The sequence below is a fragment of the Mycolicibacterium vulneris genome (genome assembly GCF_002104765.1).
Lineage (GTDB): Bacteria > Actinomycetota > Actinomycetes > Mycobacteriales > Mycobacteriaceae > Mycobacterium > Mycobacterium vulneris.
On record NZ_NCXM01000053.1, the window covers coordinates 1 to 21,168 of the forward strand.

The following is a 21,168-nucleotide window of genomic DNA, read 5'->3' on the forward strand; positions in this document are numbered from 1 at the left end:
TGGGCACACTGACATCCTTCCAGCTCACCCATCACGGGCAAGCCAACTCAGATGTCACCTATTCCTGCAGCAGACCCAAGTGGCGTTTCATGGATAAATTCATAGCGGGCATATTTCGCCCTCGGCGACTATCCGATCCAGACCGCTGGGCACGGCGAACTCAATGGCGATTTCGCCATTGGCGGCGTCCGCCACCGTGGTCGTGGCTATCCGTAGCGCAGTTCGGGTCATGAGATAGTCGTCCACCTTCCGCATCGCCGTAGCCCGCTCGCAGACCGCGGATCCCATCCGCTTCGCAGCGCCGCTGCGCACGCCTCCCGCGGCGAAGACACTGACGGCGCCGGTTTCCAGGAAGGCCGGGAGCCCGTCCGCACAGCGGCGCTGTGATTGGTTGCGGCATGGCCGGTTTCGGAGAAAACGGTGGTCATCGTGCATGACCGTGCCGGCCAAACCATCGGCATTCGCGTCCGCTTCAATGAACACGAATGGGGCGCGCGTCTTAAGACTCCCGCTCGCCATTCTGAACCCAAATGTCCGAAGTCAGGTGCGTCGTTCGTGCGAACTGTTTCTGCGTAGACAGTGAGCGTGGGTGCAAGTTAGGGGCCAACTACTCCTGCGTACTGGGGGCAATACGTGTTGACGGCTAAAACGAAGAATCGGTGGGCCTGGCTGGGTGGGTCGATTCTCGTGTACCTCGCGATGCGCGCTTCTACCTCTAGAGGATCCCTGTTGCGGACGAGAAAATAGCATGCGGACTGCGCAGTGCTAATAAGGTTGTCGGAACGCTGAACTAAACCAAGAGCCTTGGCGGCGCGCACGAAGTCGGCGTCATCTGCCTGCGCCATCGGCGATGCCAGTAGCGCGCCCGTCACTCCGACCGCGACGAAGGCAGCCGCCAGCGCACGCATCCTCATTGGGCTTCCGTTCTCTAGGAGATGAAGGGGCATTGGTTACGGGCAAAGATAGATAAACGCTAGTTGGCTGAGTACTGGATCCACGAACGTTGCCCCCACCCCGACATACCCTGCGGCGCGCTTGTCGCAGGCATACCGGCCATCAATGAGCAGCTCGCCGTCGCTGCGAAGTGCGATGGGGTTGCGGCTGGCCGCGTATACCTGGTGGGCCTGGTTCAGGTATTTAACTTCGCCTGGCGTCAACGGTTTCAACGGCTCGGCATGTGCTGGCGGAGGCACGGTCACACTGACGGTCGCAGCCAACAATGCTCCGACCGTGAACTTACGGCGACTAGTCAAATGGACCTCCTCGGAGTGTGATCTGACGGGTTGGCCTCGTACAGTGGAACACTCATCACGGCGGACTTAGCCATGTCTTGGTCGGCGTGACGAAGAATCGGTAGGGACCATGCGCGCATAAGGTGCTCGTATCGGCCATGGTGGCGCATCGGGTCCCGTTGTATTCGATGAAGCTGCGCGGGGGTAGATCTCGCTCGGCTTTTCCTGGGGGGAACTGAACGCCCAACAGCCAGTCGTAGCGTGTGACGATGTTTCCGTTCACCCACCCGATGTTGGTCGTACCTGGTGGTGCACCGCGGATATCGCCCGTGCAACCAAAGCTGCCCCGGTCCCAGATGCCGCAGTTGAGTCCAAGCGGTGTCGTAAACCATACGCCACCAGCACTATTGGTGAAGTAGTCATCGTACTTCACCTTGTCATAGTAATTGAGGATGAGGTAGGTCGACGGGTAGGGACTCGTCGGGGCACCGTCGTTTGGCTCTGCGCGCGCCGCGGGCGGAGTGACGAGTATTAGTCCGCTTACGCACGCCGGCACCGCCAGCAAGTGGCCAAGTTGTCGGGCTGCAGTTCCAGGCCGCGCGGTCACGGCAAGTTGCCCGGCGACGATTCGTTTTCCGCTGTGTGCGGCACATTCCCGTAGCATGTCGCGTTTCCGAGATCGAGGATGCTCTCGCAGAGCACGCGGTTTTCCCTTGTGATCCGAACAGTCACGAAATGGCCTTGCAAGACCCGGGCGACGGTTGCCGCCGTCCGAAAGTTGGGTCGCCAATCGGCTCGCAGTTCGGCGCCGTCACCCGTGGGGCTCGTTGCATTGACCACCGGGACGGTCAAAGTCCAGGGCAACGGCACGTCCTGCAGCAAGTGCTTACCCGACGTGTCGCGGTATTCGACGCCAGCCAACTGTGCGACCGAGTCCGAGAAGACGTCGTAGGTGACGGTGTCCTCGGCGCACGCGACCGGTGGGTACACCAAGGCGATGAGGCCAACGATCATCGGTACCGCCGTTGTTTGAGTTCGCTTCACGTGGTTCCTTTCAGCGACAGACCGTGAGGTGTGGGCGACGAGTTGGCACTAGGCGCGCTTACGCAGCCAGCACAACTGTTGTCAGGATCATGTCCTTCTTGGCGTTGTACAGCGCGTTCACACCGAAATCTGTCCATGAGCAGTCCGGTATCTTGGCGAAACCTTGCAATATGGTTGCCTTTATCGCGTCGCTGTCGGTCGTCGCGGCGCCCGACAGGATCGTTGCTTTGCTGCCGCTGTAGCCGAGGTCCTTCAGTGGAGATAACGCATCGGTTTCGGGCTCGGCGCGTGATGCGTTGTTGATCCACCTATCGGTAGTCTCGTTGATCTCTGCGGCAGCGTGGTCGATCACTGGGTCGGACCGCAACGGCCCGCATGCCCTTCCCCGCGCCGCTGCCACGGCGGCCCGAAGGCTGTCGGTGGAATCCGCCATCGCCGTGGGCGCCATGGCAGTGCTCAAAATTGTCAGAGTTGTTGTGATCAAGCATATTCCGAGTCGGGCGTGGCGGCGCGATAGGGCGTATCGCCGACTGTGGCGGCGGGCCCACGAGTTGGGTGGCCGAGTCGTCGTCTCCTTCACTTCGCACACGCGCTTCATCCTTCGCACACATGCGAGCGGTGGATGTCACTGCCCCAACGCTTCGCTTTTTGCACCGACGGCCCGGTGAACCAATCGGGTTGATGCGCCAAGATCCCGTTGTTGACGTTGGACAGCTGCTCCCACAGTTTGAAAAAGGCCTCGCCTTCGTAAATGGGGAAGTAGCGGTCGCCGAACGTGTTCTGTGACTGGGTGAGGGACTGAACACGCGGTGTCAAGAAGTCGACGGCCTGGCCGATGTTTCCCGAAACGATGTCGACCTGCTGTTGGATGTTGTCCCGGGTGTAATCGAAATCCTTGCCGTAGTCATCGATTCGGTTGGTCTGCAGTCTGTCGATTTGAAAGCGGAGCGTGGCGTATTGAGCGTTGTACCACTGACACATCTCCCGCATCGCCGTGATGTCGGCGTCTGTGACCCTGTCCCTCGTTTGATCGTAGGGGAACGGAAACTTAGGGGTCCACGTCGACGCCGTTGGTGTCACGACGGGCAACGGCGTGATCAGGTCACTGTCTGAGGGCGGGTCGGGAAGGGGGACCTCGGCGTTGGGATCGGCGCTAGCCGGTGGCCCCGTCAGGATGCCGATGGCCCCGACCATCACCGTGCAGCCCACGGCGCAGGCACCGCGTCGAATTCTGTCTCTCCTGGCCGTCATGGCCCATTCCTCCTGACGTGTGCAGCTGCTACTTCTGCCCCATCGCTGAACCAATTCCGCCGACGTCGGTGATCAGCCAATTGCGGTTGCTGTCGATCGTTGTGCTGTACGTCGCCGTCGATTGCAGCGCCTCTGGTGCTTGTACGGTCTTTGTCCGAACGCTGACAAAACTGTCCACGATGTAGACGCCGCCGGTTGCCGACCTCACCTTGGCTACCAGAGGTTGCGCACTCGAACTCCACTGCAGCGGCACCAGAACCTGTTCCATGGAGGTGCCCGCGTCGGAGAGCTTCTTGCTGAGTTCCGGGCTGGTCCCGGCCACGAGTTTGACCTTCCAACCCTGAAGATCCTTGAAGTCCATCGTGGCGGCGTTGACGGCATAGTCGAGCGCAATGCGCTCTGCGTGCGCATTATCGGTCGTTTGCGCGGCTTGAGCGTCGAGCTGGCGGCGCGCGTCGGCGTACAGCCAACCCAACGTGGCGGACCCTGCTACCAGTGCCAGAATCACCGCACCCAGGATGAGGTCCCGCAGGCTGACGGAGACCGACCGTTGTCGGCGTGTGGACTTCACACCTTCGGAGGACGCGTCCACATCCACCTCTTCGGATGGCTTCCGCTTCGCTTTGGTCGCATCCGGCTCGTGGGTAGCGGCGCCGTCGTCGGATTGGCGCTTCTCACGGACTTCGGTTCCGTTGATGGTCATTGTTTAACCTCTCTCGTAATAAATTTCGGGCCAGGCGAGCTAGCGCCCGTTCGGGTCATGGCCTAACGCGGAGCGTGATCATCCCGTCAGCTGGCACCTGCTGAAGGAAGTGCTCGAGAATCTGTCCGCTGTCGAAGTTCATTAGGGTCGCGGCGATGGTGTTGAGCTTCGGTTGGAACGCTTCGCCCAGTACCTTCAAGTCGCCACCGCTGTTATCCAGGAGGGTCTGAACGCGGTCGACGAGGTGCTTGAGATTGTAGAGGCCCTCGGGCTGGTCGCGACTGAACAGAATCGGCAGGTGCTTGAAATAGTCCTGCGAGTGTCCACCAAAGTCTTTCGCCTCGGGGGTGATGGCGGTGAGATCCGGGTTGACCCATCCGGAGTTGCGGATCAGTACCTGAAAGTTGCTCAGCAGTTCTCGCCCCTGGCCGTTCAATCCTTTGAGCATGTTGTTGAGCAGGGTGCTCGCACGTGCCAGGTTGGGTAGCACTGCGACAGGATCTGGCAATGCGGCGTCGGACTCGCCGATGATGCGTTTCAGTGCATCAGGGTCCATCTGGTGGAGTATTCGCACGACGCTCGTCGCCAATTCGGAGATGGACGGCGGCTGGACAACCGCATCCGTGGAGATGCGCTGATGATCCTTGAACATGGGTCCGCCATCGCTGCGAGGCAACAACTCGATGTACGATTCGCCAAGCGCTGATAGGTTCTGCAACTGCACTTCGGTGTTGACCGGGATTTGGAATTGAGCGTCGACGTAGAAGTCGATGGATGCTGCGTTGGTGGCCGTCTTGGTATGGGTCACCTTGCCCACGGGCACGCCGCGCAGCAGCACATTCGAGTCGGCGACCAGACCGTTGACATCGGGGACCTCCATGGACAGATTGGTTCGGTTGGAGGGCGGCTTGATGCGGACTCCCAGCGACGCGAAATAAACCAGGACGATCGCGATGAGGACTGCGAAGACCAAATACGACAGGACGTCCTTCTTCGTGATGGCGATCATGGTGTAGCCCCCAGAATCCGAAGCACTTCTTGCACGTTGCCGGATAATTCGCGACCGTCAGGCCCGATGATCGAGGTGATGTTGATGGCCGGATACTTGTCGACCGGGAGGAACAAGTCGGTGAATATCCGCCGATATTTCGGTATCTCCACTTCACCGGCCACCTTTGACTGCTGCAGCGCACCAATGGAATTGGCCAGCGAGTTCAGGAACGGAACCAGCCAGTATCCGCCGAGAGTGATGCTTCCGATACCGGGGAAGATGGTGGCTATGTAGTTCGAGCAACCTACGAGGTGCTCGAAGCCGCGTTGGCCCGTCGGCGAGAACAAATACTGCAATTCCGGGATGTGATTGTTCACTACAGCAGCCGACCTCGCCACACCGTCGAGCAGGACGTCGACCTTGTCGATGTTGTCCGCAAGGGCCGTCAGATCGGTCTTGACCCGACCTGTCAGAATTCGTACCTCGTCGCTGGCCGGCACCACGCGGTTGAGGCGGATGATAGTGTTTTGCGCCCGCTGAATCGACCCACTGGAGACAAAGTTCGCGAGGCTGGCAACAGTGTCTTCTAGCTGTGGTGGGGAGGTGGTCTGAGCGAGGGGAATGGCCGCGCCCGGCGTCAGCGCAGGTGCGGGGACGGACCTCGGCGTCGGGGACTGGGTCGTACCGGCGGTGGGTCGCTCAAGCGCAACGTAGATGTCGCCTAGCACCGTCGCCTGCTGCAACACCGCATGGATGTCGGACGGGACGACGACACCGCGCCTCATGCGCGCGGTGACCTCCACGTCACGGTCGGTGAGGGTCACCTTGGTCACGACTCCGACGGTCACGCCGTCAAGCACTACCTTCGCCCTTCCGGGGAGGTTGAGCACGCTTTGGAACTGCATCACAAGGTCGTACCCGTCGTGATAGGACGGGCCCGGCTGTGGTAGCGCGTCGACGCTGATCGCTGCGCAGGACGAGACCGAGACGGCCGTGGCCGCGGCCATGGCTCCGGCGACGAGTCGGGACCAAAGTGTCATTTGTGGGCCGCCATCGTCAGGACGTACTGCAGGAGAGCCACGTCCACCGCGTAGGGTGTCCCCTTGACGTTCGCGCAGCTACCCGGCACGGACGCATTCATGATGTTGCACTGGAGGACGCCGTCGGGCGTACGGATCCGATACAACGGCGGCCGGTAGTGAAGAGTGAAGTCATGGTTGTTGGCGAGGTTTATCAGGCCGTTGATCACGCGGGGCGCCACGTTGAGCAGGCTCGCGTAGAAGGGAGCGCGCGGACTGGCCTTCCTGACCACCACTGAAATCGCGTCGAGTAACTGTTGAATCTGCGGACCGAGCTCCTTTTCAATGGCCGCTGCAGCTTCCACGACTGGGATGATCCCGTCGAACAGGTCCGTCGCGCCCTTTAAACCGTCGTCAACTTCTCGCGCGACGGAGAGCGCTCCATCGTCGAACACGCCCTTCAGTGTCGGATTGACGTCGACAAGCATGGTGGACAGCTGCCTGAGGTTGCGGGTGATGGAGCCTAGGTCACCGATCGCCTGGTCGGGCGACTCCACCACCGACGAGGTGGTGGTCAGCAGATTGTTGGCGTTTGGCCCTTGGGAGCGAGACGCCTCGTCGACACCCCGTACCAGGTCACCGATGTTTTGCGATCCCGCCGGGTTGATTGAGTTGAGGAAGGTGGTCGACGATCCGATGACTTCGGACAAACTCTTCGGAGTCAATGATCGACCGAGTGGAATGCAATCCCCCGGTGGCAGGTGTTGGCCTTCCTGATAATCGCCGACCAGTTCCAGTGCCCTGTCCGCAAGGATCGAGGTCGACCTGGTGACCGCCTTTGCGTCCGCTGGGATCGGGCGTCCGCCGTCGATCGTGAAGTCGACGCGGACGGACTGCGCGGATGGTGTGATGGCGGCGATCTTCCCGATCGGATAGCCCAGGTGGGTGACCGGGTTGTCCACATATAGCCCGACGCTGTCGGGCATGACCGCACAGTAGTCGACGGCCTGCGATTTGGGGGGCGACGTACACGATGCGTTTGAGAGCGCGGCCACCACGGCGACGAACGCCGGCAGCGTTCGCCGGAATCGACGCGAAAGCGGTGCAAGCATCAGCACGCGCTTCCCGGGACCGGCACGCAGAGGTCCGTCGCCAGTAATCCCGGATCGGCGTTCTGCGCGTTCAACACACGGTCCAACAGATTCTGTGTCCGCTTGAGGACACGAATCGTCACCCCGTTACGCTCGACGAACAACCGACCTCTTTTCAGGAAATCTCGCACCCGTTGGATGAATTCGACACGGTGCCCTTCATAGAAATCACCAAGGGGCTTCAAAGCCTGGAGGACGTCAGCCAGTCCTTGGACCGTCTGGGAAAGCCCTTTGTCGTAGATGACCATTGTCTGAGTCAAGATCGAGACCTTTCTGACGAGTTGCTCGAATTTGTCCCGATAATTTGACAGTGACCTTATGTATTCATCCGACAAGTTCAGGATCTTGGTCACTTGGCCTCGCTGCCGTTCGACCGTCGACATCAATGCGTTGCCGGCGTCGATGGTGGACGAGATGACCTGAATATTCGTTCCGGTCAGGCCCTGAGAGATTTGATTGAGCGATTCGTTGACCGGCGCCGTATTGACCTTCTGGGTGATCTTGGTGGTGTCAGTCAGTGTGCGGATGAGGCTGTACGGCATCGTCACGCGTGACAGCGGAATGGGTTCTGGCCCCAGTGGAGCGTTACCCATCGACACAAGATTGACGTAGTATCCCCCGACGACAGTGAGCATTCGAACGTCTACTTGCGACTGATCGCCGACGAAGGCGTGATCATCGATGCGTGCCTTGACCAATACCTGATGTGGCTCCAGCGATAGGCCCCTTACCGTTCCCACTTTGATGCCGGCCATCCGCACCTCGTCTCCGACGCGGATCGACGCCGCATCGTCGGTGTAGAAGGACACGATCTGATCCTTGCCCGGGGGGTTGTAGTAGACGTAGGTCAGCACCAGTCCTACGACGACGGCGAACACCATCGCCGTGACCCCCCAGGCGAGCGGGCTGTGTAGCACCCTGTTCCACTTCAGCGATTGCATAGGACCACCCGTTGTCCGTTCAGCAATACGTCCATCGTCTCCGGCAGTTGAAAGTTGCCGCGCGAACACGGCTCCACCGCGGTTCCGTCGCCGCCTGGTGGCGGGATGTTTTCGTTGATCACGGGCACCAACTTGAATGCGTCGAAGAAGTTGTCGAGATTGCTGAATGCACGGTCCAATGCGGTGTCCACGTTGATTCCATTTCTGAAGCCGGCATTGTGGAGCAGGCGTGTAACGGGATCGAGAAAGTCCTTGCTATAAATGACATCCTTGCGAAATTCGTCCAAAATTCCGTTGATGGCGTCGACCGGCTCGTTTACCAGGTCGATGAGGTGAATGAATTTCTCGGACGTGCCCCCGATGGCCTCGGCCAGGCCGGACAGGTTGTTCATCAACGTTGCTATCACCTGTTGGCGGTCCGTCACGAATTCAGTCAGCCTGCGAATGCTGTCCAGAAGGGGCGCCAATCCGCTTCCGTCACCGGTCAAGAACGATGCCGCGTTGGCGGTGAAGGTGTTGATCTCGTCTGGACTCAACGTGGCGAGCACGGGCTGCAGACCGTTGAAAAGTGCAGTCACGTCGAAGGAGGGCTGGGTCATCGCGGTGGGTATCTGCGTCACCAAGTCAGCGCCGCGATATCCCTCAGCGGGGTTCGTGACATCCATGTAGCGGACGCCGGTCAGGGCTTGAAACTTGATGGCGAGCCTTGTAGCTCTTACGATGCCGTATTTGTTATCCAGAGTGAACTTGACCCGGGCGAGGTTCTGTCCATTGATTCGGGCGAGGCCGACTGACTCGATCTTTCCCACCCGAACGCCCCGGACGCGCACGTCGCCGTCGGGATGAAGCCCGGATGCGTCCGTGTAATCGGCGAGGTATGTCCGCGTATTCACATCCACGGGATTGACGATGGTGTTCGACAGCAAGATGAACAGCACGACGGAGACGATGATGGTTACACCGATCCGCCACATCGCGGCTTTGAGACTCATCGGGTTCCCTCCGTAACGAGTCCGATCGGTGCAGCCACGCCGGGCAGGCTGTCCAGGAGGACCCGGACCGATATCGCATGCTGATCGCCATTGCCGGCATAGAGCCGCTCGAATCGGGAACGCAATTCCGCGAGTTTTTCGGCTACGTCCCCCGGTCGCAACAACACGGGTCCGGTGTCCGTAATTACCTTAATTCCGGAAATCAAGGGAAGCAGGTCATCGACATGGCTGCTTAGGACTTTACCCACGACGGCGAAGAGTCCCTTTTGCGCTGCGTCCAAGCTGTCAAGAAAATGCGCTTTGAAGTAATCCTCTGAAAAGTCACCCAAGCTTGGGGTAATCGCATTCTGCAGGAATGGATACTCGTACCTTGGGCCGGCGGACGCCGCTGGTTCCCGGATCTGTCCGGGGTAATAGCTGTAATCGATGATTCGCCTGCCGGCAATGATCGCCTCGTCCGCGAACGGCGGAACGGCTGCGATAGCCGACGACAGTTTGGTCACCTGGTCTTCGGTGGAGTCCGTCTGCACGGCTTCGACCGCTCGGGAAATCGTCACCGCCGTTTCGAACAACGGGTTGAGTCCGTCGGTGTAGCGGGTTACGCGATCGATGACCTGAATCAGCTGTGGTGTAAGAGCGGCTTCCGTGACGTTGCCCAACTGGTTGAGCAGTTCGGACAGGGTAAAGTTTCCTGTCGGCATCAGGGTGATCTTGCTTCCATCGCGGAGGGCTTGGCCGCCGGGTTTCGGGACGAGGTTGACGCCTGGCACGCCGAAGTAGTTGATGGGCCGAAAATCTATGTGCACTGTGTTCGTCAGGCCCCGGGTGGGTTCAGTCTCCAGGTCCGTGTCGAGCTGCACTTCACCGCTGGCCGTGGTCTTGACGCTGGTGACCTGGCCGACCTTGACGCCGTGCAGGACGACCGCTGTTCCCGCCTCTACACCTTGTCCGACGTACGGCGTCGTGATGGAAATCGAGAACAGCCCCTTGGCCCGTCCACCGAATGGGTCCAGGACGGCAAAGCCAACGGCCAGGGCAATGCACAGCACCACGGCGCCGCCGATGGCCAATAGCACTTGCTCCTGGTGTTTGGACGATCCTCTTAGCACGAAATGATCCCTATCCCTTGAAGATGAATTCGGGCCGGAGACCCCACAGCAGCACGGTGGTCGTGAAGTCCAGCACGACGATCACCACCAGACTCGCGCGTACGGCCCGACCTGACGCCATACCGACGCCGACGGGGCCACCCGAGGCGAAATAGCCGTAATAGCAATGGATCAACGTCGCCGCGACGCAGTACGTGCTCAACTTGACCGTCGAGTAGAGGAGGTCGACCGGGTTGAGGAACATGACGAAGTAGTGGTTGTAGGTGCCTCCGTGTTCACCACTGAAGACGACCACCACCAGGTCGATCGTGTAGAACACCCCCATGAGGGTCAGCAGATAGCCGGGTATCACACACGTCAAGGCGCCGATCAGGCGAGTGCCCACGACGAATGGAATTGGCCGCAAACCGATGGCTTCGACGGCGTCGATCTCCTCCGAGATGCGCATGGCCCCGATTTCGGCTGTCATTCGTGTGCCCGCCTGCGCCATGAACGCGATTCCGGCGACAATGGGTCCGAGAATGCGAACGGCACCGATGCCGCCAATGATGCCCGCCAGCGGCCCGAAGCCCAGGATGTTCAATACGGCGAGCGCCTCGATGCCCAAAGAGGCGCCGGTCGCAATACCAAGAAGGAGCAGGACGCTGATCGTGCCGCCGTCGACGATCAGCGATCCTCTGCCCCACGCCATGCTGATCGTCGCGGCAAGCGTCTGCCGGGAGTACTTACGGACTGTCAGCGGCAGGTAGAACAGCACTTCGGCAATAAACAGGGTCCACTGCCCTAATCCGCGCAGCGGCACTTGAACCGTCTGCACGGCGACCGTACCCGCGCGGCTGAAGGTGGAAGGAGCCGCCATCACGCCACCGCCGTCGGGAAGAACATCGTCGATATCTGCGTGATTGTGAGGTTCGCGAAAAGGATGAGAATGACGTTGATTACGACGGCCGCGTTCACGGCGTCGGCCACTCCTCGCGGACCGCCCTTTGCTTCCATTCCTCGCATGGAGGAGACGACCGCCACGATCGCGGCGAAGATGAGCCCCTTGCCCATCGCGAAGTAAACGTCAATCATCTTGGCGAACGTTCCGAACGAGTTCCAAAAGCTTCCTGGTGCCACGCCACTGACCAGCACAGAGAGAAGGAATGCAGACGCCGTGCCCGACACGATGATGACCAAGGTCAGGATGGGGGCAATTAGCAGCAACGCCAGGAATCGCGGCACCACCAGACGTCGGACCGGGTCTACGCCAAGCACCCGCATGGCGTCGAGTTCTTCGCGGATGGCGCGCGCCCCAAAGTCGGACGCGATGGCCGAGGCCGCGGCACCACCCATCAACAAACCCGCGGTGACGGGCGCCCCCTGCCGTAGTACGCCCACCCCGCTCGCCGCGCCTAGTAGTGCCGTCGCACCCACCTGGGCTACCAGCCCGGAAACCACGACCGTGACAATGCCGCCAATCGGTATCGCCATCAGCACTGCCGGCGTCGCGGTCACCTTGAGCAGTGCCCAGGCCTGCCAGAAGAATTCCTCGATCGGCAGTCGAAGGGTGAAGGTGTCAACGACGGCATAACGAAGCACGTTGACAGCGAGGCCGACGCCGCGGCCGGTGGTACCCGCGGCCGCGACTGGCACCTTGACGAGCTCCGACGCCTTCCGCCCTGCCGTGGCCAGCAAGGACGGAGACTTCCGCGGTTGCTTGTGACCGCCGGGCTGACTCAACGTGGCGGGACGGCTTGCGACTTCTACCATCCGGAGACCACGAACGTGCTTGGTGCCGATAGGAGAGAAACGTGACGGCCCGCCGCTCGGTCGAAACCCCCCCAATTTTGCGCCTGGGTCATTGGCAGCCCGTCACAGCCGGCGGGCATCCAGAGGCAGGTCTGCGTCACGACGACCTCCGTACCACCGAACTCAGCCGCCTCCTGTGCGTCTTACTCGGCGCGGTGGACGGAAACAGGACGGCGAGGTACGTACCGGTGAAGAGCAGGATGACACCCAAGGCGCCAATCCAGGCGAAGAATCTATTGATGGCGCGGTGCATGTGCTCTCTTTCCGTCTACAGCGATTCCATTGACCCTTGAATCAGTTCGAGGAGCGACCCTCAACCCATGGTCTCGGCGGCGGCGACCGGGTACTTGCTGGAGGGGTCGTATTGCACGGTGAACATGTCGACCTCAACTTTTCGGCTTCGTCTCAAAAAGCCATACATGTCGCCGCCGTATATCGCGTGGATTTCTCCAGCGTCGTCTTGGTACCAGCTCCGGCAGCCGCCACGGCTCCAGGTGGAGCCCGACATTCTGTCGTTCATCTCGGCCTTCCAGCGAGTGACGACACTTGCCTTGATGTCCAAGCTGGAGGCCTTCGCGTGACGCATGGCCTGGATAGCTCCAATGACGTAATTGAGTTGTGCTTCCACCATCACGAAGTTGCAGCCAGTGCCACTGTTTGGGCCCCACATCATGAATGCGTTAGGGAAGCCATTTATGCTCGCGCCCATGTAAGCCCTTGGGTTGCCCTGCCAGACTTCGGCTAGCGACCGCCCGTCGCGGCCATAGAGGTGATCGATGAAGGGTGGGTCCACGGCGTGAAATCCCGTCGACCAGATGATCGTGTCAACCTCGTGTTCGTTTCCATCGGCGGTAACAACGGAGTGCGCTCGAACCTCCCGAAGCCCGTGCGGAACCACTTCGACGTTGTCCTTGGCGACCGCCGGAAGATAGTCATTGGCAATCATGATGCGCTTACAACCCGTGTCATGCGTGGGCGTAAGGATTCTGCGTAAATTGCGGTCTCGCACGACGACGAGAAGATGCAGACGGCCTATTAAATTGAGCAGTCGAGCGATTCGCACATTGAGGTAGGCCCTGATGAGCGAGTCGGCAAAGAGGAATTGGCCGGCGCGAAGCAGACGCTGAGTCACCGGAAAGCGCCTGTAGATTGCGCGCTCGAGCTTGGTAGTGCGCCAGTCCGGTTTGGGCCACACCCAGCCCGCGGTTCGCTGAAGGTAGACCAGCTTCTTCACGCGCGGCTGAATGGCCGGGACCAATTGAATGGAGGACGCTCCCGAGCCTACGACTGCGACTCGTTCTCCGGTGAGGTCGTGATCGTGATCCCAACGGGCCGAGTGGAATTGCGTGCCTTCGAACTTCTCAGTACCGGAAACCTGGGGGATCAGCGGCTCGTTGAGCGCTCCTACTCCGAACACGAATATTGGCGTAGAGAAATCGCCAGCGGTCGTGTCGACCAGCCATCGTTGGGACGATTCGTCCCAACGAGCCTGCGTCACTTCCGTACCGAGCATGGCTCGGTCGTAAACACCGAATCGCATTGCTACGTCCTGGATGTAGTCGAGAATCTCACCTTGCTTCGCGAACACCCGGGACCAATTGGGATTGGGTGCGAACTCGAACGAGTAGAGCGACGACGGTATGTCACATGCGGCCCCCGGGTACGTGTTGAAATACCACGTTCCGCCGAGCTGCTGGGCACGCTCGATCAGCACCACGTCCGTCAGTCCAACCTCCTTGCGGAGCCGAATGACGGCGGCAATCCCGGATATGCCACCACCGAGCACGACCGCGTCGACCTCTCGGCGCTGGCCGTGCTCGGCTTGCTGAAACACCATGTTGGATCCCTTTCGGACGCAGGACGTGTGCTCTAGCGCGTGCGGGACGCCGCTAAGTCAGCGTGAGATGACTAGTTAAGTCAGGCAATGATGACTTCTGGGTGTACAGCGTGTCAAGCCTCACACTTTGCTGCCCACGTGACCGAGAGCTGTGCTGAGCACCATCGATGCACCGATGCGCTGTTCGTGAACCGGCGCGCACGGTGGACAAGGCCCGCGTCTAGCCCGAAAAGTGGTTCGACCTGGGTTTAATCGTGATCTTCGCGCTTAACCATCCCGTGCAACATCAGGCTCGTTAATTCCGCAGCCGTCCGTTCGCAGTCCAGCGGCGATCCACTGACCTCGCCCTCCACCGAAATCCAAAAGCAGGTGGACACCAGCATGCGGACGCTCAGAGATTCCGAGAAAGCACGATGCTCCCAGTGCGGCAGCTCCTTCACCACTATCGCTTCGAACGCGCTAAAGGTAGGTTGCAACGTGCTCTTGTAGAATTCTGCGGCGTCTGAGGTTTTGCCGAAGAACAGCATCGCGACGGTTCGGACCACGTCGGGGGGAAGCGAGCACATCGCAAACACGACGTCGCGGGTTAACGTGGTGATGCGCTCAATGCGCTCACTCTCAGATTCACTAAGAGCCGCCTTCTCGGCGTTCTCGACTAGGCCATTGACTACTTCCTGGATGGGCGCCAAAACCGCCTCTCGGTAGAGGCCTTCTTTGGTCTTGAAATGGCGAAAGACCAGCGCCTGATCCACCCCGCACCGCTGGGCGATCGCGCGGACGGAGACGCCTTTTAAATCTCCACCGGTTTCGAGAAACGCGGCACGGGCCTCAGCCAAGATCCGCTTGCGACGCTCAGCGGCGGGCAATCTACGACGAGGGGACATCGGCTGGTTGTCGTCGGCTGCGCTCACGCCTGCTCCTCCGCCGATCGGACGCACCGACGACACGCCGGATAATGGTCGTCGCCAGCAACGAGATCACCGTACATCCGCGAGTGCACAAGTCCCCCTCGTCCTGGGGTCTCGGTGATGCCGAGCGCGAAGCGGACCATCGGGGTGACCAGTTGATCGGTGCCGACAGGCACGTACGTCGTTCACTCTCGTCCCCTCTTGACACACCGCCACAGTCTAAGTCATCCTAAGCTGACTTGAGAGCCGGTATGACTTGGCAACGACTGCGAGACCGCGGATCGCCGCAGTACGATCCACTTCTTCTTGATCGATCTCGATGGTTTCACGGCCGTCGATTGCAGATTCGGCCCTTTTCTCAGCAGTTCCGTTGGCACAAAGAGATAGGACGTTCTGATGGGTCGCGCCGATAACAAGGTGGTTCTGATCTCCGGCGGTGGTGGTGGCATCGGCGGAGAATCAGCGAGGCTCCTGGCCAAGGAAGGCGCCAGAGTAGCTATCGCCGATGTCCGGCTCGAGGACGCGAAGGCAGTCGCAGACCAGAACGGCAACAACGCTATAGCCCTCAACCTCGATGTAACTAGCGAGGAACAATGGGAGGCCGCAGTGTTACGCACCGAAGACGCCTTCGGCCCGATCAACGCCTTGGTGAACAGCGCGGGCATCGCATCGTACGGCCCGACGGAACATGTACCCCAGCAGGAGTTTCGCCGGCTCCTTGACGTCAACTTATTGGGCACCTTCCTTGGCTTTAAAGCAGCCTTGCCCTCCATGCGACGCGCAGGTGGCGGGTCGGTTGTAAACGTCTCCTCGTTGGCAGGCATGGTCGGCATGGCAGGGGCCGCCGGGTACACGGCGTCCAAGTGGGCCGTTCGCGGCTTCACCAAGGCGGTGGCCGCGGAATTCGGTCATGAAGGCATTCGAGTCAACTCAGTTCACCCTGGCGTGATCGACACACCTCTTGCTGCTGCCCAGAAGGCCATTATCGACCAGCTAATGCCGAATCTCCCGCTGGGTCGCATTGGGAATCCTATAGAAGTGGCTCAATTGGTACTTCACCTCGTTTCCGACGAGTCGAGTTATTCAACTGGGACCGAGTTCACTGTCGACGGAGGCTGGAGCGCAACGTGAGCATGCAATTCGCCGCTACTCGACTGGAACCATGCGGCGGCGACTCAGTCGACGGTGGTCCGCGATGACGTCTTCCACGTGTCTCACGCCCCAAATGTTCGCCGGGAAAAGCGTTTTTGTGACCGGCGGCAGTAGCGGAATCAATTTGGCCATCGCCCGAAGTTTCGCCGAACATGGTGCTGCAGTCGCGATCTGTGCGCGGGATGCAGACAAGTTGCGTTCGGCTATCGCGGAACTGTCTCAAGCGGGTGACGGCCAAGCCCTTGGATTCGTCGCCGATGTCCGCAATGACGGCGCGGTCCGCGCGGCACTCGAAAGCGCCGCACATCAGCATGGTCCAGCAGACGTCGTCGTGTGCGGTGCAGCCGGAAACTTCATGGTGCGTGCAGAAGATCTGACGCCAAACGGGTTCCGTACCGTGGTCGACATTGACCTCATCGGCACGTTCAACGCGGCGAACGGAGCATTCGAACAGCTTCGAGCGACGCGCGGAAGTTTGCTCTTCGTCTCCGCTGGTCAGGCCTTCGTCCCATTTAGCCATCAAGCGCATGCCGGCGCCGCGAAGGCGGGTGTCGAGAATCTCATGCGCAATCTGGCGCTTGAGTGGGGGCGTTATGGGATTCGGTGCAACTCAATCGTGCCGGGGCCCATTGCCGGAACCGAGGGCGTCCGTCGTTTAGCGGCGGACGTCGGTGAGGAGGCGTGGGCGGACATGGTGCCGTTGGGCCGCTTTGGTACGACCGACGAGATCGCGAGCATGGCACTCGTCCTCTGCTCCCCCCTCGCCTCCTTCGTGACTGGGACGACTTTGGTGGCCGACGGAGGACTCGCATTGACCGGATCCGGCCGCTTCAATCAAGCGCTTGAGCGAGCGTGCTCGTGACAGGCCTAGCGGAAGCGCCGATCGCCGTCCGACAACAAGGCGAGGTGCTTGCCATCGAGCTTCGGCGTCCTGACGCATTGAACGCCCTAACGGTGCAGCTGGGTAATGAATTGGTCGCGGCACTTGATCACGCTAATGATCCCGGCATCGGTTGTGTGCTACTTACCGGAGCTGGGCGCGCTTTCAGCGCAGGAGCCGATCTTAAAGACCTCGAGGGGCCTAAACTCAATTCTGGAGCGCCCGACCTCGAAAGGGCATTGCGGGAATGTTTCAATCGACCTGTGCGGCAGATTAGGGACCTGCCTAAGCCGGTCGTCGCCGCCTTAAACGGTCCGGCAGTCGGAATTGCGGTGTCCTATGCGCTCGCTTGCGACGTGGTCCTCGCCGCGGAATCGAGCTACCTGCTGACGCCCTTCACCACTGTCGGGCTCGTTCCCGACGGCGGTGCGTCCTGCCTGGTGCCGGCTCGCGCTGGCTTCGGCAGATACAACCGCCTCATGTTCGGCGCCGAGCGACTTCCCGCACGGCTCGCGATGGACTGGGGCCTGGTTGACTCGGTACTTCCCGACGCGACGTTCCTCCAAGAAGCCCACGCCCTGTGCGACCGGCTCTCTCGCGGAGCAACCCAGGCGTACGCCTCGATCAAGCGGACCGTAAACGAAGGTGTGTTGGCCGGGCTGGATGCTGCTCTGGACTTAGAAGCCCGGCTGCAAGGGCGGCAGGCGGAGTCTGCCGAGTTCGCGACTGCAATCGCTCGCTTCGCCGCACGACCACGGTGACCTGCCATATTCAGGCGGACACATCCGATAAAGCAGCTATGGAGCAGGCGGCGAGCAACTGGGAGGGGAGGTTTGCCGCATTTCGTCACGGTGACAGGTTAATTTCCCTTCCCTACCCATGGCAGATTGCCATAGATGCATCTACGGCGAAACACGGGCACCGACTATCAGCACCACCGCGGACTGCGCCGGGTGGTTGTTGTTATGACGGTCACTGACCGCCTGATGCGCACGGCAGCCTGGTAGCCGCGCTGGGTGTGACTCTGACCGGCGCGGCGTGGCAGCGGTGCAGAACCCATACACCACCACCAATCTGGGTCCGGAAGGCCCCCAGGAGTTCATGGACGTGGGTCACCTAGCATCGCGTTCATCCTGCGCAATCTATTGCAGGTCAATATAATCGGATCGTCGACGCACTGTCCCACAAGCTGCCCATGATCGCCGACGATCTAGAAGCGCCCCGATCGGGTCTACTGGCGTTCGAAGACTTGCCAAAGCAGATCTGGCGCCAACCCTGGCCGAACAACCCCCAGGAACGGCTCAATGAAAACCGCCCGCGGACCGACGCCGTCGACATCTTCCCGGCCACCGCCCTGATTCGACTCGTCGGCGCCGTCCTGGCGAACAACACAAGATTGGACCGAATCCCGCCACCTCAGCCGGGGCGTTCTCAGGAGATCACGCGCTGACCAGAACCCGCCCCAGCCGGGATGCCCAGCATGTTCAACAGACACATCGAACGTCTACGACCGCCTCGTCAAGACTGCCCTGGTCGAAGGCGGCATCGATGACGGGATCGCGATGGCAACCCTCTTGTTGACGCCAGATGTGGTCCTTGACACGCTACGTCTTGCTAAGTCATCCTGTACTGACTTATTCGAAGGTCTGATTCGCGGCGCGTGCGTACGATCCGGCGAGTACGAAAGGTAACGGTTTCATGCAGTTGGGCGTCACCATTCCTATGAGCACTCAGCCCGTTTGCAAGTATCCCGAAATGGCTCGCGCAGCTGAGGATGCGGGCTTCGACACCGTATGGGACTTTGAACTTTACGAGAATCCGCTGGTCATTTTGGCAGCGGCCGCCATGTGCACGCAGCGCATTAAATTGGGCACCGCTGTGGCCACCGCATTCAGTCGTACGCCGTTCGAGTTGGCCAACGCTGCGGCCGATGTCAACGATTTGTCCGGTGGCAGACTGGTTTTGGGTCTTGGAACAGGCATACCTGACCTTATGACAACCCTGCATGGTGCTCCGATCGATCGCCCGGTGAGCCGGATGCGGGAGTACGTCCAAGCGTTGAAATTGTGTTGGAACTACATGGCTGACGAATCGCCGGCGGCCTTTGACGGTGAGTTCTACCGATTCAATACTCCCCCTTTCAACCCTCTAGGCAGCCGGGAGCTGAAGCGTCACATACCGCTGCTCCTAGGGGGGATGAATCCGAAGATGATCCAGCTGGCCGGCGAACTCGGCGACGGCCTGGTTGGTGGCGGGTACTCGCGCAATTACGTTTCCGAAGTGGTGTTACCGAACCTTGCCAAAGGCGCGGAACGCTCCGGCCGCGACGTCAAGGAACTCGCTACGGCGACACAGGTCATTTGCTCCGTATCAACCGATCGCGATGAGGCAATCCGCCGGGCGCGGATCCACGTCGGTCAACTCGTCGCCAACCCGGTACAGGACGGCATCGTCGCGGCGCACGGTCTGCAAAAGGAAGTCGACGACGTTCGCCAGGCCCTCGCTAGGGGCGGGCCGGCCGCACTCGGCGATGTGACCGATGACAAGTTGGTTGAGACGTTCGCAATCGCCGGGTCGCCGGAAGAAGGTCGAGCGCAGCTGCAGCAGTGGGAAAGCCTTATCGGACATGTCATGTTGCACACGCCCTATGTCCCACCGCTGTCCCCAGACGAAATCGAAGACGCCTATCACCAAATACTGGCAGCGTTCGCGCGGTCGGCAGCGAACACATGACCTGACCCGCTGCACCGCTGCATCACCGTGAACTGAACCGGTCCGCGAGACAACCGACCGGGTCCTGGCCAATGGGCGACGTCGGACGGTTCCGGGTCTTGGTTATCCACCAGAGATCGTAAGAAACGCTCGTGGATAACTGCTGATATGCATGAACAACTGCCGCATATTTCATCAGATGATGGCCTGACCCCAGACCAGCTGCTGCGGGAACCCCACGATGGTCTGCTCTGCGTCAGCGATCGACATACCGGTGAATCCCGCTAGACGGCAACGCATCTCATCCAAGATGGATTGATTGATCAGCCAGTCGCGGCGATAACCAGCCAGAAAGCGCACGTTGGACAAGAGGATACGAGGCGGTTCATGAACCACCCGGTATGACCAACCCAACGATTCGACGACTCGGCGAGTCCATTCGCACAACACCGCGACCTCCGGCTGACTCATCCGCTCGGTGCGGATGACATCGACCACCACCAGCCCGGAATCGCTGTCCCACAAATAATCCGGAATGTGCTTGCGCACCTGTCCATCCACCTCGACACACAGCAGAAATGGCTGAGCGACAATGTGGCGTACCGCGGGATCAAAATCAGCCAGCAGTAGATTCGCCAACTCCAAGCGCGACTCGTAGATGACATGGTCACGCTCAGTGGCAGACCAGTACGTTCCCGAATAATGGCGCTGCCCGAAATACCAGCGGAAAATCCGCCACGGTGCCGCGTCGAAAAGCGCAGCAGGCGACACCTTCTCGGCAGATAGCGACCGCTCGTCACCCACCGCAGGCCGATAAGAAATGACCGCGGTACCCAGATCGACAGCAGACTCGAGCACCATCATGACGCTCCGAACACCACACGCACTGCCAAGTGTTGCTTGACAGTACAGCTGGCATTCTGTGCCAATCATCGAAAACTTTGCGGCGAATTTCAAGGACTTCCTCTTACACAAGCACGGAGAGGAACGCATACGATGCAGACCCAAATTCAGCTTGTCGATCATCGAACGGTCGGACACTGGATCGCCGAAGGCCGGCGATCGAGATTTTGTCGCACATCGAATGCCATAGACCCACGTCAACTGCATCGAGTACCAATAACTACGGTGGGTTTACGGTGAAGAGGACTCCCTCGGCAAGAAGCGCGGCGGTATTCCTAGATAATAGTCGTGGTTCGTAGAACTGTCCGATTTGACGACGCTGACGCTCGATGTGCAGACGCCCGATATGGCGCTCGAAGCGGACGCCCGGGGTTTTGTGAGGATGCACAACTTCTGGCCGACCCGGCCCTACCCGCGCGGAGCCGCTCAGCAACGCAAAACGACCGTCCCCTCAAACGTGCGAAGTTCAATACCCTGAATCGCCCTGGTTTTCCCGGGGGCTCGGGCTATTGGATTTCGACCAGGGGTTGGTCGGTCCGTGGTGCATCGTAG

24 protein-coding genes are annotated in these 21,168 nt (G+C 60.2%); 5 read left to right on the forward strand and 19 right to left on the reverse strand.

Features of this window, described 5'->3' with window-relative positions:
• Positions 1-99: 99 nt before the first annotated feature.
• From B8W69_RS31890 to B8W69_RS28695, 18 genes are all read right to left on the reverse strand, one after another.
• Positions 100-231: a hypothetical protein gene (locus tag B8W69_RS31890; RefSeq protein ID WP_281255253.1), complete on the reverse strand. Its 132-nt coding sequence runs from the start codon at positions 229-231 to the stop codon at positions 100-102.
• A gap of 365 nt (positions 232-596) precedes the next feature.
• Positions 597-947, reverse strand: a complete 351-nt coding sequence (locus B8W69_RS28615; protein ID WP_342744729.1) for a DUF732 domain-containing protein — start codon at positions 945-947, stop codon at positions 597-599.
• Between the two features lie 3 nt (positions 948-950).
• On the reverse strand, positions 951-1,217 hold the full coding sequence (locus B8W69_RS28620; protein WP_085293056.1) for a hypothetical protein: 267 nt from the start codon (positions 1,215-1,217) through the stop codon (positions 951-953).
• A 91-nt stretch (positions 1,218-1,308) separates the two neighbouring features.
• Positions 1,309-1,665, reverse strand: coding sequence for a hypothetical protein (locus B8W69_RS28625; RefSeq protein WP_245843406.1), 357 nt, complete (start codon positions 1,663-1,665; stop codon positions 1,309-1,311).
• A gap of 170 nt (positions 1,666-1,835) precedes the next feature.
• On the reverse strand, positions 1,836-2,246 hold the full coding sequence (locus B8W69_RS28630; protein WP_085293040.1) for a hypothetical protein: 411 nt from the start codon (positions 2,244-2,246) through the stop codon (positions 1,836-1,838).
• Positions 2,247-2,334: 88 nt separating this feature from the next.
• Positions 2,335-2,736: a hypothetical protein gene (locus B8W69_RS28635; protein WP_133058045.1), complete on the reverse strand. Its 402-nt coding sequence runs from the start codon at positions 2,734-2,736 to the stop codon at positions 2,335-2,337.
• Positions 2,737-2,870: 134 nt separating this feature from the next.
• The gene (locus B8W69_RS28640) at positions 2,871-3,470 is read right to left on the reverse strand and encodes a hypothetical protein (protein ID WP_085293057.1); all 600 of its coding nucleotides are present in this window, start codon (positions 3,468-3,470) and stop codon (positions 2,871-2,873) included.
• 85 nt (positions 3,471-3,555) lie between these two features.
• The gene (locus tag B8W69_RS28645) at positions 3,556-4,230 is read right to left on the reverse strand and encodes a hypothetical protein (RefSeq protein WP_085293042.1); all 675 of its coding nucleotides are present in this window, start codon (positions 4,228-4,230) and stop codon (positions 3,556-3,558) included.
• 55 nt (positions 4,231-4,285) lie between these two features.
• The gene (locus tag B8W69_RS28650; RefSeq protein WP_085293043.1) at positions 4,286-5,239 is read right to left on the reverse strand and encodes an MlaD family protein; all 954 of its coding nucleotides are present in this window, start codon (positions 5,237-5,239) and stop codon (positions 4,286-4,288) included.
• Positions 5,236-6,228, reverse strand: a complete 993-nt coding sequence (locus tag B8W69_RS28655) for an MlaD family protein (protein ID WP_245843408.1) — start codon at positions 6,226-6,228, stop codon at positions 5,236-5,238. The genes B8W69_RS28650 and B8W69_RS28655 overlap by 4 nt, the downstream gene beginning before the upstream one ends.
• Positions 6,229-6,257: 29 nt before the next feature.
• Entirely contained in the window at positions 6,258-7,352 is a 1,095-nt protein-coding gene (locus tag B8W69_RS28660) for an MlaD family protein (protein WP_085293059.1), read from the reverse strand.
• Positions 7,352-8,332: an MlaD family protein gene (locus B8W69_RS28665; protein ID WP_085293044.1), complete on the reverse strand. Its 981-nt coding sequence runs from the start codon at positions 8,330-8,332 to the stop codon at positions 7,352-7,354. Before B8W69_RS28665 ends, B8W69_RS28660 begins: the two co-directional genes overlap by 1 nt.
• Positions 8,320-9,324, reverse strand: a complete 1,005-nt coding sequence (locus B8W69_RS28670; protein ID WP_085293045.1) for an MlaD family protein — start codon at positions 9,322-9,324, stop codon at positions 8,320-8,322. The genes B8W69_RS28665 and B8W69_RS28670 overlap by 13 nt, the downstream gene beginning before the upstream one ends.
• Positions 9,321-10,400, reverse strand: a complete 1,080-nt coding sequence (locus B8W69_RS28675; protein WP_245843410.1) for an MlaD family protein — start codon at positions 10,398-10,400, stop codon at positions 9,321-9,323. Before B8W69_RS28675 ends, B8W69_RS28670 begins: the two co-directional genes overlap by 4 nt.
• A gap of 43 nt (positions 10,401-10,443) precedes the next feature.
• On the reverse strand, positions 10,444-11,292 hold the full coding sequence (locus B8W69_RS28680; protein ID WP_085293047.1) for an ABC transporter permease: 849 nt from the start codon (positions 11,290-11,292) through the stop codon (positions 10,444-10,446).
• Positions 11,292-12,110, reverse strand: a complete 819-nt coding sequence (locus B8W69_RS28685) for an ABC transporter permease (RefSeq protein WP_342744730.1) — start codon at positions 12,108-12,110, stop codon at positions 11,292-11,294. Before B8W69_RS28685 ends, B8W69_RS28680 begins: the two co-directional genes overlap by 1 nt.
• A 427-nt stretch (positions 12,111-12,537) precedes the next feature.
• Positions 12,538-14,061, reverse strand: a complete 1,524-nt coding sequence (locus B8W69_RS28690) for a flavin-containing monooxygenase (RefSeq protein WP_085293048.1) — start codon at positions 14,059-14,061, stop codon at positions 12,538-12,540.
• Between the two features lie 248 nt (positions 14,062-14,309).
• Positions 14,310-14,972 carry a TetR/AcrR family transcriptional regulator gene (locus B8W69_RS28695; protein WP_085293049.1) on the reverse strand — a complete coding sequence of 221 codons (663 nt, stop codon included), beginning with the start codon at positions 14,970-14,972 and terminating at the stop codon, positions 14,310-14,312.
• Positions 14,973-15,365: 393 nt separating this feature from the next.
• On the opposite strand from B8W69_RS28695, the gene B8W69_RS28700 reads away from it, so the two are divergent.
• The 5 genes from B8W69_RS28700 to B8W69_RS28720 all read left to right on the forward strand — a co-directional run bounded on the left by B8W69_RS28700 (position 15,366) and on the right by B8W69_RS28720 (position 19,734).
• On the forward strand, positions 15,366-16,100 hold the full coding sequence (locus B8W69_RS28700) for a glucose 1-dehydrogenase (RefSeq protein ID WP_085293050.1): 735 nt from the start codon (positions 15,366-15,368) through the stop codon (positions 16,098-16,100).
• A gap of 64 nt (positions 16,101-16,164) precedes the next feature.
• A complete protein-coding gene (locus B8W69_RS28705) occupies positions 16,165-16,983 on the forward strand; it encodes an SDR family oxidoreductase (protein WP_085293051.1) in 819 nt (272 codons plus the stop codon).
• Positions 16,974-17,762: an enoyl-CoA hydratase/isomerase family protein gene (locus B8W69_RS28710; RefSeq protein ID WP_085293052.1), complete on the forward strand. Its 789-nt coding sequence runs from the start codon at positions 16,974-16,976 to the stop codon at positions 17,760-17,762. Before B8W69_RS28705 ends, B8W69_RS28710 begins: the two co-directional genes overlap by 10 nt.
• 383 nt (positions 17,763-18,145) lie before the next feature.
• A complete protein-coding gene (locus B8W69_RS32380) occupies positions 18,146-18,451 on the forward strand; it encodes a transposase (protein WP_085293053.1) in 306 nt (101 codons plus the stop codon).
• A gap of 248 nt (positions 18,452-18,699) precedes the next feature.
• The gene (locus B8W69_RS28720; RefSeq protein ID WP_085293054.1) at positions 18,700-19,734 is read left to right on the forward strand and encodes an LLM class flavin-dependent oxidoreductase; all 1,035 of its coding nucleotides are present in this window, start codon (positions 18,700-18,702) and stop codon (positions 19,732-19,734) included.
• A gap of 174 nt (positions 19,735-19,908) precedes the next feature.
• On the opposite strand, the gene B8W69_RS28725 is transcribed toward B8W69_RS28720, so the two are convergent.
• Positions 19,909-20,577 (reverse strand): TnsA-like heteromeric transposase endonuclease subunit, encoded by a 669-nt coding sequence (locus tag B8W69_RS28725; RefSeq protein WP_245843412.1) that lies wholly within the window; start codon positions 20,575-20,577, stop codon positions 19,909-19,911.
• Between the last annotated feature and the right edge of the window lie 591 nt (positions 20,578-21,168).

Excerpts from the sequence above, each read along its gene's own strand:
- B8W69_RS28655 (WP_245843408.1), bottom strand. The coding sequence starts at position 6,228 with ATGGCCGCGGCCACGGCCGTCTCGGTCTCGTCCTGCGCAGCGATCAGC.
- B8W69_RS28690 (WP_085293048.1), bottom strand. The coding sequence starts at position 14,061 with ATGGTGTTTCAGCAAGCCGAGCACGGCCAGCGCCGAGAGGTCGACGCG.
- B8W69_RS28645 (WP_085293042.1), bottom strand. The coding sequence starts at position 4,230 with ATGACCATCAACGGAACCGAAGTCCGTGAGAAGCGCCAATCCGACGAC.
- B8W69_RS28700 (WP_085293050.1), top strand. The coding sequence starts at position 15,366 with ATGGGTCGCGCCGATAACAAGGTGGTTCTGATCTCCGGCGGTGGTGGT.
- B8W69_RS28630 (WP_085293040.1), bottom strand. The coding sequence starts at position 2,246 with ATGATCGTTGGCCTCATCGCCTTGGTGTACCCACCGGTCGCGTGCGCC.
- B8W69_RS28670 (WP_085293045.1), bottom strand. The coding sequence starts at position 9,324 with ATGAGTCTCAAAGCCGCGATGTGGCGGATCGGTGTAACCATCATCGTC.
- B8W69_RS28640 (WP_085293057.1), bottom strand. The coding sequence starts at position 3,470 with ATGGTCGGGGCCATCGGCATCCTGACGGGGCCACCGGCTAGCGCCGAT.
- B8W69_RS31890 (WP_281255253.1), bottom strand. The coding sequence starts at position 231 with ATGACCCGAACTGCGCTACGGATAGCCACGACCACGGTGGCGGACGCC.
- B8W69_RS28650 (WP_085293043.1), bottom strand. The coding sequence starts at position 5,239 with ATGATCGCCATCACGAAGAAGGACGTCCTGTCGTATTTGGTCTTCGCA.
- B8W69_RS28725 (WP_245843412.1), bottom strand. The coding sequence starts at position 20,577 with ATGATGGTGCTCGAGTCTGCTGTCGATCTGGGTACCGCGGTCATTTCT.
- B8W69_RS28615 (WP_342744729.1), bottom strand. The coding sequence starts at position 947 with ATGCCCCTTCATCTCCTAGAGAACGGAAGCCCAATGAGGATGCGTGCG.
- B8W69_RS28660 (WP_085293059.1), bottom strand. The coding sequence starts at position 7,352 with ATGCTTGCACCGCTTTCGCGTCGATTCCGGCGAACGCTGCCGGCGTTC.
- B8W69_RS28680 (WP_085293047.1), bottom strand. The coding sequence starts at position 11,292 with ATGGCGGCTCCTTCCACCTTCAGCCGCGCGGGTACGGTCGCCGTGCAG.
- B8W69_RS28705 (WP_085293051.1), top strand. The coding sequence starts at position 16,165 with ATGACGTCTTCCACGTGTCTCACGCCCCAAATGTTCGCCGGGAAAAGC.
- B8W69_RS28665 (WP_085293044.1), bottom strand. The coding sequence starts at position 8,332 with ATGCAATCGCTGAAGTGGAACAGGGTGCTACACAGCCCGCTCGCCTGG.
- B8W69_RS28720 (WP_085293054.1), top strand. The coding sequence starts at position 18,700 with ATGCAGTTGGGCGTCACCATTCCTATGAGCACTCAGCCCGTTTGCAAG.